The sequence below is a fragment of the Pseudoalteromonas arctica A 37-1-2 genome, assembly GCF_000238395.3.
Taxonomy (GTDB): Bacteria; Pseudomonadota; Gammaproteobacteria; order Enterobacterales; family Alteromonadaceae; genus Pseudoalteromonas; species Pseudoalteromonas arctica.
Genome location: NZ_CP011025.1, coordinates 3,017,589 through 3,033,534, shown reverse-complemented (window position 1 = coordinate 3,033,534; position 15,946 = coordinate 3,017,589). Strand labels below are relative to the sequence as shown.

At 38.7% G+C, this 15,946-nt stretch carries 17 protein-coding genes; 12 read left to right on the top strand and 5 right to left on the bottom strand.

Translation table 11 applies throughout. The features are described from left to right. Positions 1–3 precede the first annotated feature (3 nt). From PARC_RS13720 to tsaD, 3 genes are read left to right on the top strand one after another with little or no spacing between them, the layout of a single operon-like run. A complete protein-coding gene (locus tag PARC_RS13720) occupies positions 4–357 on the top strand; it encodes a putative signal transducing protein (RefSeq protein ID WP_010554404.1) in 354 nt (117 codons plus the stop codon). After that, a complete protein-coding gene (locus PARC_RS13715; protein ID WP_010554405.1) occupies positions 350–940 on the top strand; it encodes a YjaG family protein in 591 nt (196 codons plus the stop codon). Before PARC_RS13720 ends, PARC_RS13715 begins: the two co-directional genes overlap by 8 nt. A 37-nt stretch (positions 941–977) precedes the next feature. Next, positions 978–1,991, top strand: coding sequence for a tRNA (adenosine(37)-N6)-threonylcarbamoyltransferase complex transferase subunit TsaD (gene tsaD / locus PARC_RS13710; RefSeq protein ID WP_010554406.1), 1,014 nt, complete (start codon positions 978–980; stop codon positions 1,989–1,991). Positions 1,992–2,002: 11 nt separating this feature from the next. Here the strand turns inward: tsaD and plsY are convergent, their stop codons facing one another. After that, positions 2,003–2,614: a glycerol-3-phosphate 1-O-acyltransferase PlsY gene (gene plsY, locus PARC_RS13705; protein WP_010554407.1), complete on the bottom strand. Its 612-nt coding sequence runs from the start codon at positions 2,612–2,614 to the stop codon at positions 2,003–2,005. Positions 2,615–2,844: 230 nt separating this feature from the next. On the opposite strand from plsY, the gene folB reads away from it, so the two are divergent. From folB to PARC_RS13690, 3 genes are read left to right on the top strand one after another with little or no spacing between them, the layout of a single operon-like run. Then, the gene (folB, locus tag PARC_RS13700) at positions 2,845–3,204 is read left to right on the top strand and encodes a dihydroneopterin aldolase (RefSeq protein WP_007584738.1); all 360 of its coding nucleotides are present in this window, start codon (positions 2,845–2,847) and stop codon (positions 3,202–3,204) included. Next, positions 3,205–3,693: a 2-amino-4-hydroxy-6-hydroxymethyldihydropteridine diphosphokinase gene (folK, locus tag PARC_RS13695; RefSeq protein WP_010554408.1), complete on the top strand. Its 489-nt coding sequence runs from the start codon at positions 3,205–3,207 to the stop codon at positions 3,691–3,693. Further along, positions 3,690–4,490, top strand: a complete 801-nt coding sequence (locus PARC_RS13690; RefSeq protein WP_007584742.1) for an undecaprenyl-diphosphate phosphatase — start codon at positions 3,690–3,692, stop codon at positions 4,488–4,490. The genes folK and PARC_RS13690 overlap by 4 nt, the downstream gene beginning before the upstream one ends. A 64-nt stretch (positions 4,491–4,554) precedes the next feature. On the opposite strand, the gene PARC_RS13685 is transcribed toward PARC_RS13690, so the two are convergent. Next, positions 4,555–5,343: a hypothetical protein gene (locus PARC_RS13685; protein WP_010554409.1), complete on the bottom strand. Its 789-nt coding sequence runs from the start codon at positions 5,341–5,343 to the stop codon at positions 4,555–4,557. A 251-nt stretch (positions 5,344–5,594) separates the two neighbouring features. Between PARC_RS13685 and mpl the strand changes: the two genes are divergently transcribed. Genes mpl through trmB form a run of 5 tightly spaced genes read left to right on the top strand, consistent with a single transcriptional unit; the run spans position 5,595 to position 9,946 of the window. Beyond that, on the top strand, positions 5,595–6,950 hold the full coding sequence (gene mpl / locus PARC_RS13680) for a UDP-N-acetylmuramate:L-alanyl-gamma-D-glutamyl-meso-diaminopimelate ligase (protein WP_010554410.1): 1,356 nt from the start codon (positions 5,595–5,597) through the stop codon (positions 6,948–6,950). Between the two features lies 1 nt (position 6,951). Continuing rightward, complete coding sequence (locus tag PARC_RS13675) at positions 6,952–7,572, top strand: flavin prenyltransferase UbiX (protein WP_010554411.1); 621 nt, start codon at positions 6,952–6,954, stop codon at positions 7,570–7,572. Further along, on the top strand, positions 7,572–8,501 hold the full coding sequence (locus PARC_RS13670; RefSeq protein ID WP_010554412.1) for an ABC transporter ATP-binding protein: 930 nt from the start codon (positions 7,572–7,574) through the stop codon (positions 8,499–8,501). The genes PARC_RS13675 and PARC_RS13670 overlap by 1 nt, the downstream gene beginning before the upstream one ends. Then, the gene (locus PARC_RS13665) at positions 8,502–9,269 is read left to right on the top strand and encodes an ABC transporter permease (protein ID WP_010554413.1); all 768 of its coding nucleotides are present in this window, start codon (positions 8,502–8,504) and stop codon (positions 9,267–9,269) included. After that, complete coding sequence (gene trmB, locus PARC_RS13660; protein WP_010554414.1) at positions 9,269–9,946, top strand: tRNA (guanine(46)-N(7))-methyltransferase TrmB; 678 nt, start codon at positions 9,269–9,271, stop codon at positions 9,944–9,946. Before PARC_RS13665 ends, trmB begins: the two co-directional genes overlap by 1 nt. A gap of 266 nt (positions 9,947–10,212) precedes the next feature. Here the strand turns inward: trmB and PARC_RS13655 are convergent, their stop codons facing one another. After that, entirely contained in the window at positions 10,213–12,096 is a 1,884-nt protein-coding gene (locus tag PARC_RS13655; RefSeq protein WP_010554415.1) for a bifunctional diguanylate cyclase/phosphodiesterase, read from the bottom strand. A 264-nt stretch (positions 12,097–12,360) separates the two neighbouring features. Between PARC_RS13655 and panP the strand changes: the two genes are divergently transcribed. Beyond that, complete coding sequence (gene panP, locus PARC_RS13650; RefSeq protein WP_010554416.1) at positions 12,361–13,986, top strand: pyridoxal-dependent aspartate 1-decarboxylase PanP; 1,626 nt, start codon at positions 12,361–12,363, stop codon at positions 13,984–13,986. 67 nt (positions 13,987–14,053) lie between these two features. Here panP and serA read toward each other — a convergent pair whose 3' ends face one another. Both serA and rpiA read right to left on the bottom strand, forming a co-directional pair. Further along, positions 14,054–15,283, bottom strand: coding sequence for a phosphoglycerate dehydrogenase (gene serA, locus PARC_RS13645; RefSeq protein ID WP_007584756.1), 1,230 nt, complete (start codon positions 15,281–15,283; stop codon positions 14,054–14,056). A 9-nt stretch (positions 15,284–15,292) separates the two neighbouring features. Beyond that, positions 15,293–15,946 carry a ribose-5-phosphate isomerase RpiA gene (rpiA, locus tag PARC_RS13640; RefSeq protein WP_010554417.1) on the bottom strand — a complete coding sequence of 218 codons (654 nt, stop codon included), beginning with the start codon at positions 15,944–15,946 and terminating at the stop codon, positions 15,293–15,295.

The window sequence follows — 15,946 nt, the reverse complement described above, 5'->3', positions numbered from 1 at the left end:
ATATTGCAAAATATTAATAATAAAAATTCAACTGATAGCTCTTTTCAATGGGTTACAATTTATAAAGCCGAAAATACCCTTGAAGCTAATATTATTAAAGGTTTAATACAAACCAGTGGCATTGAATGCAAAATAAAAGGTGAGATGCTTCAAGGCGCATTGGGAGAAATTCCATTTGATCAAGCACAAGTTAGTGTGCAGGTTTATGCGATAAAAGAGCGCCATGCGCGGCAAATATTGGTAAACTATCAACAAGTAAAACAATCCGCTCCAGATTGGGTATGCCCTAACTGTAATGAGCATAATGGATCAACATTTGATTTTTGTTGGTCGTGTGAGACGTTAAAGAATGACTAAAGCAAATAATTTTCAGCGTATTAGAGAGCTTAACTATTTACAAAAAGCTGTTTTAGCAAGTGCTTTAATAGAGCGAATGCTGCCAAATTACGGTTTATTTAGCGAAGCAACGGGGTTTGGTGATGAAACCTTACTTCGTAATTCGCTTAATGTTTGTTGGGAAAAAATATTACTGCCTAAAAGTAAAATAGATCTCGAAAAACAAGTTGAAAAAATAGAACCGAATGTTCCTGAACTTGCTGATTTTGATATGTTTGGTACTTACCCTGCTATTGATGCTGCAACGTCTTTACTTAGCTTAATGCATGGTTTAATGGCGCAAGATGAGCAAGAGTTCATTAGTGTCAGTAAAATTTCTCAAGCAACAGTGGCGCGTTTTATCGAATATCAACTAACTGTTGAGGGGGAGCTTGCAGATAACACAGCAGTTAGAGAGCATCCATTAATGCAATACGAAATTGAAGTATTAGGTGAGCTAATTGATTTTGTAGAAAATATGGGGCGTATTACCTCTGATAGCGTAAAGGCACTTAAAAAGTTCGCCCTTGAAGATGGTCAAACTAATATTGGTCTTACGTTATAAAACAGCAAAGTGAAATTTTAAAGGCAGGAGAAATACAGTGCGAATTTTAGGTATTGAATCGTCATGTGATGAAACGGGTATTGCAATATACGATGACGAAAAAGGCTTGTTAGCTCATCAATTATACAGCCAAGTAAAAGTACACGCTGATTATGGCGGTGTTGTGCCAGAGCTTGCATCGCGCGATCATGTTCGTAAAACACTACCACTTATAGACGCAGCTTTTGCACAAGCGGGTTGTGGCCCCGAAGATTTAGATGGCATTGCTTATACCGCAGGTCCTGGTTTGGTTGGTGCATTATTGGTAGGTACTTCTATTGGTCGTTCATTAGCATACGGTTGGGATATTCCAGCTGTTGCTGTTCATCATATGGAAGGGCATTTACTTGCTCCGATGCTTGAAGAAAATATTCCTGAGTTTCCGTTTATTGCATTGCTTGTATCGGGCGGTCATACCATGATGGTTAAAGTAGCGGGTATTGGACAATACGAAGTACTAGGTGAGTCAGTTGATGATGCCGCAGGCGAAGCCTTTGATAAAACGGCTAAGTTACTTGGTCTTGACTACCCTGGAGGTCCGCGCTTAGCTAAAATGGCTGAACAAGGCGTTGCGAAGCGCTTTATTTTTCCTCGCCCGATGACCGACAAACCAGGTCTTGATTTTAGTTTTAGTGGTTTAAAAACTGCAGCATCAATCACTATTCGTGAAAATGACGACGACGATCAAACTAAAGCTGATATAGCGCATGCATTTCAAACAGCGGTTATTGATACGCTGGTTATTAAGTGCAAGCGAGCGCTTAAACAAACAGGTATTAAGCGTTTAGTAATCGCCGGTGGCGTAAGTGCAAATACACAGCTTCGACTGCAGCTTGAACGCGTAATGAAAGGTATGAAAGGCGAAGTTTTTTATCCGCGTACTGAATTTTGTACCGACAACGGTGCAATGATTGCTTATGCAGGAATGCAACGTTTAAAAGCAGGTCAGTTTGCAAGTCTTGACATGAAAACTAAACCTCGCTGGCCAATAGATAGCCTTGAGCCGATTTAATGACTCATATTTTAGATATTTTTGTTTTCATCAGTGGATGCTTTTTTAGCACCCACTTTTGGTTCTTCCCCGCTAAATAGTCGAATAATATTAGTACGGTGACGAAATATAATTAACAGCGTGATAAAAGTAACGGGAAGAGTATAAAGTGGTTTTATTAGCCATGTATATAAGGGCGCTAAAGATACAGCTACAAGTGCTGCCAGTGATGAATAGCGTGTTATTGCCACTATAACTAACCAAGTGCATACAAGTAAACCAGCCAATGATAAGCCAATAGGTAATAATGAGCCAAATGCCGTTGCTACGGCTTTACCGCCTTTGAAGCTAAAAAACAGTGGGTACATATGGCCTAAGCAAGCTGCTACAGCGACTAAACCAAGCTCTAAAGGTTCAACTTCTAAAAAATAAGCCCCCCATACTGGAATAGTTCCTTTTAAAATATCAAACACTAAAACCAAGCAAGCCGGAAATGCTCCGCCTAATCTATAAACATTTGTAGCCCCTGGGTTGTTAGAACCACTATTACGAGGGTCAGGGAGTTTGAACAACCGCGACACTAAAATAGCCGACGAAATCGACCCAAGTAAATAAGCTAAAACAAACATTAAAGTGGCTAACACACGCTTCCTTATTTTTTAATTGCTATACCAATTGATAGTACTTTTAAGCTATTATTGGCAGCAAAATTTATCGTGAAAATTATTAACAGGCTATTTAATAGCTAGTTTAGTTATCTTGCTATTGTAGAAGTTATTTTCACATATTTAAACACTGGCTAAACCATATACAGTATTAATTTTATTGATGCTTTGTATAGTTGCTTAGTCGTTTGTTGTTATTTGGAGTATCAATGGATAAGGTTTTTATATCTCAATTGCACGTCGACACTATTATTGGAGTGTACGACTTTGAAAAAGAAAGTAAACAGAGCCTTTATTTTGATATTGAAATGCTTAGTGATATTAAGCCTGCAGCCGAAAATGACGATATTAATTTAGCACTGGATTACTCAAAAGTAAGCGAACGCGTTATTAAGCACTGCACTGCAAAACCTGTTGAGTTGCTAGAGACTTTGGTTGAGCAGTTGGCTGAGATTATTTTAAGCGAGTTTAATACGCCACAAGTTACTATAAGAGTAAGTAAACCTGCAGCTGTAGCACAAGCACAAACTGTGGGTGTTGAAATTACACGTGTTAAGGCAACTGACTAAATGGCTCAAATTTATATCAGCCTAGGGTCAAATATAAATAAAGCACATTATATACAATGTGCATTAATTGCACTTAAGCAGCACTTTGAGCACATTGTGCACTCGTCTGTTTTTGAAAGTGAAGCAGTTGGGTTTGCTGGCAATAATTTTTATAATTCAGTAGTTGGCGCTACAACTGATATGTCGCTTGCTGATGTATGCGCTTTATTAAAACAAATAGAGCGTGATAATGGGCGTACAGCGAACGATAAAAAATTTAGTCCACGAACGCTCGATTTAGATTTACTGTTTTATGATGATGTAATTTGCGACTCCCCAGCGCAATTACCACGTGATGAAATAACTAAAAATGCATTTGTATTACAACCTCTGAGTGAGGTTGCCCCAGATTTTTATCATCCTGTAGCTAAGCAAACGATTGCGCAGTTATGGAATGAATATAATAACCCTCAACAAAAGCTATGGAAGGTGGAGTTTTCTAACCCATGAGTATCATCGAAATAATTATTTTAGCCCTCATACAGGGATTTACTGAGTTTTTACCAATATCGAGTTCAGCGCATTTAATTCTCCCATCGCAAATTTTAGGCTGGGAAGATCAAGGGCTTGCGTTTGACGTAGCAGTACATGTTGGTACTTTAATTGCCGTTGTTATTTATTTTCGCAAAGAGGTAGTAGATATACTAAGCGCATGGTTTAAATCTTTTGGTAAGCAAGGCACTACCGATGACAGTAAATTAGGCTGGTGGATTATACTAGGTACAGTGCCTGCCGCTATTTTAGGTTTACTTTTAAAAGACTTTATTGAGTTATATTTGCGAAGCGCTTGGGTAATTGCTACTACCACGATTGTATTTGGTTTGTTGCTTTGGTACGCGGATGCAAAAGGGAAACAAATTAAAACTATTTATCAGCTCAATTGGAAAACGGCACTTATCATTGGTTTCGCACAAGCTGTTGCAATGATCCCGGGTACTTCTCGATCAGGTATCACGATGACCGCTGGTTTAATGTTGGGTATGAATAAGCAAAGCGCAGCGCGTTTTTCGTTTTTACTAGCGATTCCGATTATTTCTATGATGGGGCTTTATTATATTGCAGAGCTTGCACTGGGTGACCATGTAGTTGATTGGAATACATTATTGCTTGGTGTGGTGCTATCGTTCTTATCGGCTTATGCATGTATATTTATGTTTTTAAAAGTAATAGAGCGAATGGGTATGTTGCCATTTGTAATATATCGTTTATTACTAGGTGTCGGTTTGATTGTATTTTTAACGCTATAAACAAACTTAATTAGTAAAACCAAAAAAAGCACCTTTAGGTGCTTTTTTTGGTTTTAAACTCAGCTTATAAATTTAATAAATAAGCTTCAATAAAACGGCGTTGGTTAGCGGCTTTTGGCGCTGTTTTAAATATAAGTGTATTACCATTTTTACGTAGTTTTAGCTCATTAGTAAATTTACATTCGATAGCATTGAACTGAGCTATGTCGTTTTTAAAACTTTGGTCTTTTTCGCACATGTATGCCATTTCGTTTGCAACTTGTGCACAAAATGAACCCACTGGATATTCTTTTAGGTTTTCATCATCAATGCTTTCCCAATCAACATTGGTATTTATTTTTAATCCGCATTGCTTATCTATTTCGCTATTAGCGGTAGCTATATTTTTTTGTTGATACCCTAAATGCTTTTCACGATTAAACTTCGCTAGTTTAGCTTGAGTACCTTTATTTAATTGTTGATCGTATTGCGCTTTTAAGTCTTCAACAATGGCAGGGTTTGACTCTTCTTTTTTTGATAAGTAAATTCCATCATGAGTGTCTGGAATATAAAGATTGTAAGAGCAACAGCGGTAGCCTTCCTCAACACTTACTAAACTTCTTTGTGTACCATCGTAAGTATATTTGTAAGCTTTATTACTACCATGAGGTTTTAAATCGGTTAAAAATACGATGCCATCAATATCATGGTTTATGCCTGTTACTTTTATTAAAGCTTGTTTTTTATCTGTTGTGGGGGCAATAACAACATTAACGCCTTCGCCCGAACTTAGTTCTATTGGGTACTTAGCAAATTCCAAAGCAAAGCTTTTTTGACTAAGTAAAATACAGGCTATAAAGAATAGTTTTTTCATATTAAGTCCTTTTTAAGTTTTAAAGTTATACAGCAAGCTGGTTTATAACATTGATAATAATTGATTAAAAGCAATACAGGGTAGGTGAACGTGCCTATTTTTTGATTTTTAGCGTTTAAAAAACTAATTAACGTGTTTTTGGCACGAGTGAATTGTGCAGACGTACATAGTAACTAAGCACGAATTTTGGCATTATAGCGCCATTAAACTTTGCATAGCTGTAAAGTGAGCGCACGACTTAAGGAAAGTATATGCATATACATATTTTGGGCATTTGTGGCACGTTTATGGGCGGTATCGCAGCCATTGCAAAATCGTTGGGTCATAAGGTAACAGGGTCTGATCAAAACGTTTACCCGCCAATGAGTACGCAACTTGAAGAGCTCGGCATTGAACTGACTCAAGGCTACGACGTATCTCAATTAGAACCAAAACCAGATATGGTAGTTATCGGTAATGCAATGAGCCGTGGTAACCCGTGTGTTGAATATGTGCTTGATAAAGGCTTGTCTTATACATCTGGCCCTGAATGGCTTAAACATAACCTATTACAAAACTCGTGGGTACTTGCTGTAGCCGGTACGCATGGTAAAACAACCACAGCAAGTATGCTTGCGTGGGTTTTAGAGTACGCAGGTTTAAAGCCAGGGTTTTTAATTGGCGGCATAGTGCAAAATTTTGGTGTATCGGCAAAAGTGGGCGAAACGCCTTTTTTTGTTATAGAAGCGGATGAATACGATACTGCTTTTTTTGATAAGCGCAGTAAGTTTGTACATTACCTTCCGCGTACACTTATTTTAAATAACCTTGAATTTGATCACGCTGATATTTTTGAAGATTTAAACGCAATAAAAAAACAATTTCATCACTTAATGCGTACATTACCTCAAAGCGGCAAAGTAATTTGGCCAAAGCAAGATGTCGCGCTTAACGATGTAATAGCACAAGGGCTTTGGAGCGAAAGTGAAACTCTAGGTGGTGACTGGAGCTATGAGTTAATAAAAGCCGATGGCAGTGAGTTTGATGTACTTTTAAATAGCGAAAAGCAGGGCACAGTTCGCTGGCAAGCATTTGGTGAGCATAATGTTAAAAATGCGATTATGACTATCGCAGCAGCGCGCCATGTAGGTATAGCTGTTGATCATAGTATTGATGCTTTAGGTGAGTTTATTAGCCCTAAAAGGCGCATGGAGCTAAAGGCTGATATAAATAATATTAAAGTGTATGACGATTTTGCACATCACCCAACAGCAATTAAAACAACGCTTGCAGGATTGCGTGCAAAAGTAGGCGATGAAAAAATTATCGCTATTTTAGAGCCGCGCTCAAACACCATGAAAATGGGCGTGCACCAATATACATTACTAGATTCACTGCGCGATGCTGACGATGTACTACTTTTTGAACCAGAGAATCTAAATTGGTCGCTAAAAGAGCAAGCAGATAAAGCCGGTATGCAGTGCTTTAACAGTACACAAACAATTATTGATACAGTGCTTGAAAATATTGAGCCTAATCAACATATTTTAATTATGAGCAATGGCGGTTTTAATGGCCTTCATCAACACCTTGTTGATGGTTTAGCTGATAAATACAGCGGAGAATAGTGTGCAATTTAAAGATAGAATTACGCTCGCTTTTAGCGGTGCATCAGGTGCGCCTTATGGTTTGAGGTTACTTGAAGTATTGCTTGAGCAGCAATTTCAAGTTTACGTACTTATCTCAAGTGCAGCGCGAGTGGTACTTGATACAGAGTCAAACATAAAGCTATCTGGTAATGAAGACAAAGCAACTGAGCAGTTAAGTGCGCTGTTTAATGCTAAACCTGAGCAACTAAAAGTATATGGTAAAGATAACTGGTTTAGCCCTGTAGCTTCGGGCTCTGCTGCACCTAAAAAAATGGTGGTATGCCCGTGTAGTGCTGGGTCGGTTTCTGCAATTGCAGTAGGGGCGTCAGATAATTTATTAGAGCGCGCTGCCGATGTAGTTATTAAAGAGCGCGGTCAGCTAATTTTAGTGCCACGCGAAACACCATTTAACGAAATCCATTTAGAAAACATGCTTAAATTATCTCGTTTAGGTGTGACCATAATGCCAGCAGCACCTGGTTTTTATCATAAGCCACAGAGTATTGAAGACTTAGTTGATTTTATGGTGGCGAGAATTTTAGATCATTTAAATATTGAACATAACCTAACAAAACGTTGGGGTTATGGTGAGGGTAAGTAATGAATAAGCAAAATATTGCTTTAAATATAGAAGGCCTTACCAAGGTTTATAAAAATGGTGTTGAGGCTATTAAAGGCGTTGATTTACAAGTTCATGAGGGCGACTTTTTTGCTTTACTTGGTCCAAACGGAGCAGGTAAATCAACCACTATTGGTGTTATTTCGTCACTTGTTAATAAAACAAAGGGCAAAGTAGAAGTATTCGGTTGTAACATTGACACTGATTTAGAAGCCGCTAAAGCGCATTTAGGCTTAGTGCCGCAAGAGTTTAATTTTAGCCAATTTGAAACACTTAGCCAAATACTTGTTAATCAAGCAGGTTATTATGGTGTGCCACGCGCTGAAGCTCATAAACGCGCAGATAAGTACTTAGCGCAACTTGGCTTACTTGAGAAAAAAGACAAACAAGCACGTACGCTTTCAGGCGGTATGAAACGCCGATTAATGATTGCACGTGCGCTTATGCACGAACCCAAGCTACTTATACTTGATGAGCCAACAGCTGGTGTAGACATAGAACTTCGTCGTTCAATGTGGGATTTTTTACGCCAAATAAATGAGCAAGGCGTCACTATTATTTTAACTACACACTACCTTGAAGAAGCAGAGTTGCTGTGTAAAAACATTGCTATTATTGATTCTGGTCGAATTGTTGAAAACACCACCATTAAAGCACTGCTTGCAAAACTTGATAAAGAAACCTTTATTTTAGATTTAAAGATGCCAGCAAGCCCTGTAACGCTTGAAGGCTATAAATTTACCATGACGGACGATCATACTGTTGAAGTGGAAGTCGCTAAGTCTCAAGGCTTAAATGCGGTTTTTAGTGCATTAACAACTCAAGGTAATACTGTATTGAGTATGCGAAATAAAGCAAACAGATTAGAAGAGTTATTTGTTGGATTACTAGAGCAAGGGCGGGGCGAATAAATGTTTAAATATGGCGTAGCCTTAAAGAGTTTATGGATTAAAGAGTGCATTCGTTTTTTACGTATTTGGGTGCAAACTTTAGTACCGCCAGCAATTACGATGAGCTTATATTTTGTTATTTTTGGTAACTTAATTGGTTCACGCATTGGCGACATGGGCGGCTTTAGTTATATGGAGTTTATTGTACCTGGCCTTATAATGATGTCAGTCATTACTAATTCCTATTCCAACGTAGCCTCTAGTTTTTACTCAACAAAGTTTCAAAAAAGCATTGAAGAGCTTTTAGTTGCACCTGTACCTAACTACATCATTGTTCTAGGTTATATGGGGGGCGGTATGACGCGCGGTATTATGGTGGGCTTTATAGTTACCTGTGTGTCGTTATTATTTGTTGATATTCAAATTCATAATATTTTTGTAATTATTGCGACGGTTATTTTAACCTCAGCTGTGTTTGCTTTAGGTGGTTTAATTAATGCAATTTACGCAAACAGTTTTGACGATATAAGCATTATCCCCACCTTCATACTAACGCCATTAACTTACTTAGGCGGTGTATTTTATTCAATTACGTTGCTGCCTGAATTTTGGCAGAATGTATCACAAATCAACCCTATAATTTATATGGTTAACGCATTTCGTTATGGCTTTTTAGGTGTGTCGGATGTTGATTTGAGCGTGGCTCTTGGGGTTATTTTAGTATTTATAACAGCGTTATTTACATTAGCGCTTACATTGATCAAAAAAGGTGTGGGGCTAAGACACTAATGAGTGATGCAAATTCACGTAGTATTGTATCTAATCAAGCGGGTATTCACGAAAAGCTTGATGAAATAGTAAATAAGCACTTAGATGCTGAATTTAAAAAGCCAATTGCAGCACACACCCAAGCCGCATTTGACGAGGTTAATGCTAAAGTACAAGCCTTTAGTGGCCCGCTTATTTTAGACTCGTGTTGTGGCGTAGGTGAAAGCTCAGCTAACTTAGCTAAGCGCCACCCTGATGCACTTATAATTGGTATTGATAAATCGTCGCACCGATTAGATAAGCACGATGTTGAATATAAGCAAACCGACAGTGGTCAGTACATCTTAGTGCAAGCAGACTTAAATGACTTTTGGCGTTTAGCGGTTGCTGCTAATTGGCAACCTACGCACCATTATTTGTTGTATCCAAACCCGTGGCCTAAATCTAAGCATATTCGTAGACGCTGGCATGGCGCGGCTATTTTTCCATTTATCGTTAAGTTAGGTGGAAAATTAGAAGTGCGCAGCAATTGGGATATTTACGTTAAGGAGTTTGCTCGGGCGCTTGAATTAACAGGCAACCCTTGCAATGTAACGCTTTATGAGTCAGACGATGCAATTACGCCTTTTGAGCGTAAATACTGGGCCAGTGGCCAGCAAAGCCACCGGCTCGTTATTAACTTACCTAGGGCGTGTTGACCTTTCGTGATTGATTTTGCAGCAGCATGTTTGGTTTTTAGGCAAGGCGGAGCCTATGTAGTGTGGTTATTCCCCATAAATAGGCGATAACGCAGCATAAAGACCAAACATGTGCTGCCCTTTGGGTTCTTTCTAGGGACGATTAACTCTTTGTTGCTCAGTTTTTACTTAGCCCACTAGGTTACAAACCTCGCGCCGCGATTTAATCGCCCCTAGATTGAACAAATTTCAATCCACAAAGATCAACACGCCCTGGTTAAAGTAAGTTAAAGTGCTAATTCTTCTTCTATAACCGTACTAACATGTGACACTGGGTGGGCAAAGTAGTTGCCTTGCATTAGTGTCACATTCGCCTTTTTAAGTGCGGTTACTATGGTTGCATTTTCTACCGACTCTGCCATCAATTGCAAACCAAGTTGATTAGCAAAACTGGCTATATGTTCAATAAATAAATAGATATCTTTGTCATTCACTATTTGCTTTATTAGTGCGCCATCTAGCTTAATACCATCTACTTCCAGCTTAAGTACGTTTGATATATTTGAATAACCACTACCAAAGTCATCAATAATAACCTTAACGCCTTTCGTTTTAACCATTCCAATAAATGCTTTCACCTCAGAAAAGTTGGCAATAGCTTGGGTTTCTAAAAGCTCTAGTGTGATATTACCAGGATGCGGGTAGCGCTTAAGTTCGTCCGCAATAAACTCACTTAAATTAGGGTCGAGCATATCTTGTGCTGTTATATTTAAACTCCAGCAAATATCGGTTTTTCTAAAGCGACTAACACATTGTGAAAATATAGTACGGGTAAGTATTCCGTCCATTCTTGAGCGAGTAACAACATTTAAAAATGCATCAGGTTTCAACACTTCCCCTTGCGCCGTTACCATTCGAGCTAAACATTCGTATTGAACGACCTTGTTGGTATTTGTATCAATAATGGGTTGAAAGTAAGGCACTATACGGTTGTTATCAAACGCTTCACGCACCTCTTTAGCCATTTCAACATTGTATTGATATTGCGTTTTTACATCGTGTAGCGCTTTTGAGTAGTTAACTACGCTATGCCTGCCTTGTTTAGCTTGCAGCGCCGCTATATGAGCGTTTTCAAGTAGTAGTGATTTATTGCCACTGGCAATACCTGCACATAGGGTTATGTAAATAAAAGGGTCAGTTAACACTGGGGTATTAAAGTTATATGTTTTTACGAGATCGGTAAATTCGTCATTACTCATTTCTTTAGGCGCGAGTAATACTATTTTGTTGGTTGCCAGTCTGTATATATGGCAATGCGCAGAGCTTCTGAGTTTAAAGTGAATAAGTAAGTTTTTCATTACTTTGTCACCCACTTCAGTGCCGTAGAAACTGTTTATATCTTCTATTTCATTAACCCAAATAACGGCTAACTGCATGTGATGAGCATTACTTTTTTTAATAAAGTACTCAAGAGCAATATGATTTGAAAAACCAGTACTTGAGTCAGTTGCTAAAGAGCGCTTTAGTAAATAAATATATATGGCGGCAACAAGTATCGCGATAAAAAAGAAGAAGCTAGCCATTGCAGCAGCTTTCGATACACTTTCTTTAAGTTTCTCGTTTAAATTGTAAATAGTTATATCGGCACCCGTTAAATAGGTATTGCCGTTAATAGGGTCAACGTAAGGAATAAAAATAGTTTTAAAGTGGCCCCACTGATCGCTCGATATTTCAAATACAGGCTCGGTTGAGTAAAAAGCACTTATATTTGCATCGGTAGCTTCAGGGTAGAGATCTAAAAATTGAGTTACTTTGCCATTATTCTGATCGTCTTGCGTGTAGCTTGATGAGCTAAAAAGAACCTTTCCGTCTTTTAAAATCATTGAATACACATAAGCAATATCAAGTGCTTGAGCAAACTCAGAGAGCTGTTTACTCTTATTTTGATAGTAAGAAAAACTTATGTTGTCGCCTTGATTAACCGCACTTAAGTAATTTTCACCTAGAATATGTTTAACGCTGGTGGCGGCATTAAGTAAGCGATTATCAACCGACTGCATTATTTCAGCACGCGTGGTTTGGTATGTGTAGTAAACATAGGTAAGCAAGCTTATTAAAAACAAGCTAAAGCCTGCCACTATCCAACTAACTTTGACTCTTCCTTCTGGCATATGTGTCCCTTTTTTGTTATCAAATTTATTATACCCAAAATAAGTAAATGCCCAATAAATAATTAGGTTTGGTAGAGTTTTAATTAAATTATCATTTTTTTGTCATCGCTTTGATTGCTTTTATAGGTTTAAACGAGACATTTTAGTTATATTGCAGTAAAGTTACCGCAATTTTTAAAGAAACACGATTGCTCTAAATGTCCTAATAAGTAGGCGTTTTTGATGGGTAAGCGCGTGTTTTAGCTACACACACTAGGTATTGAGATGGATCAAAAGCGTTGTGCCGTCGCCTCTAAAGAAAGCCTTAAGCGTATATTTACTGTACCTGAAGCGCCAGACTCAACTTTAAGCAAAATCGAGCTTGAAATTTCGAGTAATTTAGCAGGTTTTCTAAACGAAAATATAGCGGCAATTGAAAAACCATTACATGAAATCGAAAAAGATTTTCAGTCGGCAGTGATCCCAGAGGATCCAACGTTTGTATCTGCTTATGCCCAAGACATAATGGAGCAACTTGTTGCGCATTCTGTACATACAGCTGCGCCTAGCTTTATTGGTCACATGACCTCTGCCTTGCCGCATTTTTTATTACCTCTGTCAAAATTGATGGTAGGGCTAAATCAAAATCTAGTAAAAATAGAAACGTCTAAAGCGTTTACGCCTCTTGAACGTCAAGTGCTTGGAATGATGCATCATTTAGCTTATGGGCAAGAAGATTCATTTTATTCTAAATGGATGCACAGTGCTAAAACCTCACTAGGTGCATTTTGCTCTGGTGGAACGGTTGCTAATATTACTGCGCTTTGGATTGCTCGAAACCGCTTATTAAAACCCGATGGCGATTTTAGAGGTATCGGCGCACAAGGCCTAATTGCCGGTATGCTGCATTACGGCTATAAAGGTTTAGCAGTATTAATATCAGAACGCGGACATTACTCATTAGGTAAATCGGTTGATTTACTCGGTATTGGCCGCGATAACTTAATTGGTATTAAAACCTGCGAAAATAATAAAGTTGATGTAGGAGCTATGCGCGAAAAAGCACGTGAGCTTGAATCGCAAGGCATTAAAGTAATGGCGATTATTGGGGTAGCGGGTACAACCGAAACCGGTAATATTGACCCACTTGATGAAATGGCTGACTTAGCACAAGACATTAACTGCCATTTTCATGTAGATGCTGCATGGGGAGGAGCAACCCTTTTATCGAACACGCATCGCCCTTTACTAAAAGGGATTGAGCGAGCAGATTCAATTACCATCGATGCACATAAACAAATGTATGTACCAATGGGAGCGGGTTTGGTTTTATTTAAAGATCCCGCTGCAACTGATGCAATAGAGCATCACGCTGAGTACATATTACGTAAAGGTTCAAAAGACTTAGGTAGCCACACGCTTGAAGGCAGCCGACCTGGTATGGCAATGTTAGTACATGCTTGCTTACGTGTTATTGGTCGTAAAGGTTACGAAATGCTGATTGATCGAAGCATCAAAAAAGCACATTACTTTGCTGATTTAATTAAAGCTGATGAAGACTTTGAGCTTATTTCAGAACCTGAATTGTGCTTATTAACGTATCGTTATGTACCTAAGAAAATTAAACAAGCAATAGCTGATGCAGATGCTGCAACTCGGTTAGATATTTTTGCCTCTCTGAATCGTTTTACTGCCAGTATGCAAAAACGTCAGCGAGAGTCTGGTCGCTCATTTGTATCACGTACTCGTTTAACGCCTTCTAAATACGACAATCAACCTACAGTTGTATTTAGAGTGGTACTTGCAAACCCGCTTACATCAGGCGCTATTTTAAAAGAGATATTAGCTGAGCAAAAAGAGTTGGCTGCAACAGATCCGGTATTCAAAAAATACCTAAGAAAGTATATGTAATCTGAATACAAAAAAGGGTCACTTAATGAAGTGACCCTTTTTGATATTAGAATAGCTGATTAAATTACTAATGCAGAATACGTGCTCTAATTGTACCTTCAACTGCGCTTAGTTCTTTAAGTGCTACTTCAGATTGATCTGTATCTACATCAATAACTACATAACCAATAGATGCGTCTGTTTGTAGGTATTGCGCAGCAATGTTAATACCGTGCTGTGCAAACGCTTGGTTAATTTGCGTTAGTACACCTGGGCGGTTGTGGTGTACGTGTAATAAACGGCTACGATTAGCAAGCTCAGGCAGCGATACTTCAGGAAAGTTAACAGCTGTAATAGTTGAGCCATTATCTGAGTATTTAGCCAGTTTACCCGCTACTTCAATACCAATGTTTTCTTGTGCTTCTTGTGTAGAACCACCAATGTGCGGCGTTAAAATAACATTGTCGAATTGGCGCAGTGGCGATACAAATTCTTCATCGTTAGATTTTGGCTCAGTAGGGAACACATCGATTGCTGCACCACTTAGTTTTTTCTCTGTTAGTGCTTCTGCAAGTGCATCAATATCAACAACAGTTCCGCGTGAAGCGTTGATCAAAATAGATCCCTGCTTCATAACAGCAAGTTCTGCACTACCAATAAGATTTTTAGTTTGCGGTGTTTCTGGTACGTGTAAACTAATAATATCAGAGCGTTGTAATAGCTGAGTTAGGTTGTGAACTTGTTTTGCATTACCGAGTGATAATTTATCTTCGATATCGTAAAACTCCACGTTCATACCGATATTTTCAGCCATAATACCTAGCTGAGTTCCAATGTGACCGTAGCCAATAATACCTAATGTTTTACCACGTGCTTCAAACGAACCATTTGCTGTTTTTAACCAGCCACCACGATGAGCCGCTGCATTACGCTCTGGAATACCGCGTAATAAAAGTAGGATTTCACCAAGTACAAGTTCAGCAACTGAACGAGTATTAGAAAATGGTGCGTTAAATACAGCAATACCGCGTTCGCGTGCTGCATCTAAATCAACTTGGTTTGTACCAATACAAAAACACCCAACAGCAACTAGCTTGTCAGCTGAGTCTAATACGGCTTGGTTAATATGAGTACGAGAACGAAGTCCTACAAAGTGAACATCTTTAATGCGCTCTTTTAATTCGTCCTCAGGTAAGGATGTTTTAACGTAGTCGATATTGCTGTAACCGTTACGTTTTAGCGTTTCAACAGCGCTTTGGTGAACACCTTCAAGCAAGAGAATTTTAATTTTGTCTTTTGCTAACGATACCTTACTCATAACCTCATCCTATTTAATTTGTGGCCCATTTTTAGTACCGATAATCACTTTATCAGCACCACGTATTGCAAATAGGCCGTTGGTAACTACGCCAACAATTGAATTTATTTGTGCTTCAAGTTGTTTAGCATTGGTAATTTTTAAGTTAAATACATCTAATATAACGTTACCGTTATCGGTAACTACGCCTTGGCGATAAACAGGGTCACCACCAAGCTTTAATAATTCTCGTGCAACGTAGCTGCGCGCCATTGGAATAACTTCTACCGGAAGCGGGAAGTCGCCTAATGTTTTTACTAATTTGGTGTCATCTACAATGCACACAAATTGTTTAGCTACAGCGGCTACTATTTTTTCGCGAGTAAGGGCTGCGCCGCCACCTTTAATCATTTCGTTTTGATCGTTTATTTCGTCAGCGCCGTCAACGTATACATCTAAAGCAGCAACGTTATTAAGCTCAAATACTTCAATACCTAACGCTTGTAAGCGCGCGGTTGAGGCTTCTGAGCTTGATACAGCGCCTACAATAGTGTCCTTTACTGAGCCAAGGGCATCAATAAAGTGATTAACAGTAGAGCCTGTACCCACACCTACAATAGTGTTTTCTTTTACAAACTCGAGTGCTGCCCAAGCAGCTGCTTTTTTTAATTCATCTTGTGTCAT

Bases quoted from the DNA above. Each gene is read 5' to 3' on its own strand.
- PARC_RS13670 (WP_010554412.1), top strand. From the start codon at position 7,572: ATGAATAAGCAAAATATTGCTTTAAATATAGAAGGCCTTACCAAGGTT.
- folB (WP_007584738.1), top strand. From the start codon at position 2,845: ATGGATAAGGTTTTTATATCTCAATTGCACGTCGACACTATTATTGGA.
- panP (WP_010554416.1), top strand. From the start codon at position 12,361: ATGGATCAAAAGCGTTGTGCCGTCGCCTCTAAAGAAAGCCTTAAGCGT.
- PARC_RS13665 (WP_010554413.1), top strand. From the start codon at position 8,502: ATGTTTAAATATGGCGTAGCCTTAAAGAGTTTATGGATTAAAGAGTGC.
- mpl (WP_010554410.1), top strand. From the start codon at position 5,595: ATGCATATACATATTTTGGGCATTTGTGGCACGTTTATGGGCGGTATC.
- PARC_RS13685 (WP_010554409.1), bottom strand. From the start codon at position 5,343: ATGAAAAAACTATTCTTTATAGCCTGTATTTTACTTAGTCAAAAAAGC.
- serA (WP_007584756.1), bottom strand. From the start codon at position 15,283: ATGAGTAAGGTATCGTTAGCAAAAGACAAAATTAAAATTCTCTTGCTT.
- PARC_RS13690 (WP_007584742.1), top strand. From the start codon at position 3,690: ATGAGTATCATCGAAATAATTATTTTAGCCCTCATACAGGGATTTACT.
- PARC_RS13655 (WP_010554415.1), bottom strand. From the start codon at position 12,096: ATGCCAGAAGGAAGAGTCAAAGTTAGTTGGATAGTGGCAGGCTTTAGC.
- PARC_RS13715 (WP_010554405.1), top strand. From the start codon at position 350: ATGACTAAAGCAAATAATTTTCAGCGTATTAGAGAGCTTAACTATTTA.
- trmB (WP_010554414.1), top strand. From the start codon at position 9,269: ATGAGTGATGCAAATTCACGTAGTATTGTATCTAATCAAGCGGGTATT.
- rpiA (WP_010554417.1), bottom strand. From the start codon at position 15,946: ATGACACAAGATGAATTAAAAAAAGCAGCTGCTTGGGCAGCACTCGAG.
- folK (WP_010554408.1), top strand. From the start codon at position 3,205: ATGGCTCAAATTTATATCAGCCTAGGGTCAAATATAAATAAAGCACAT.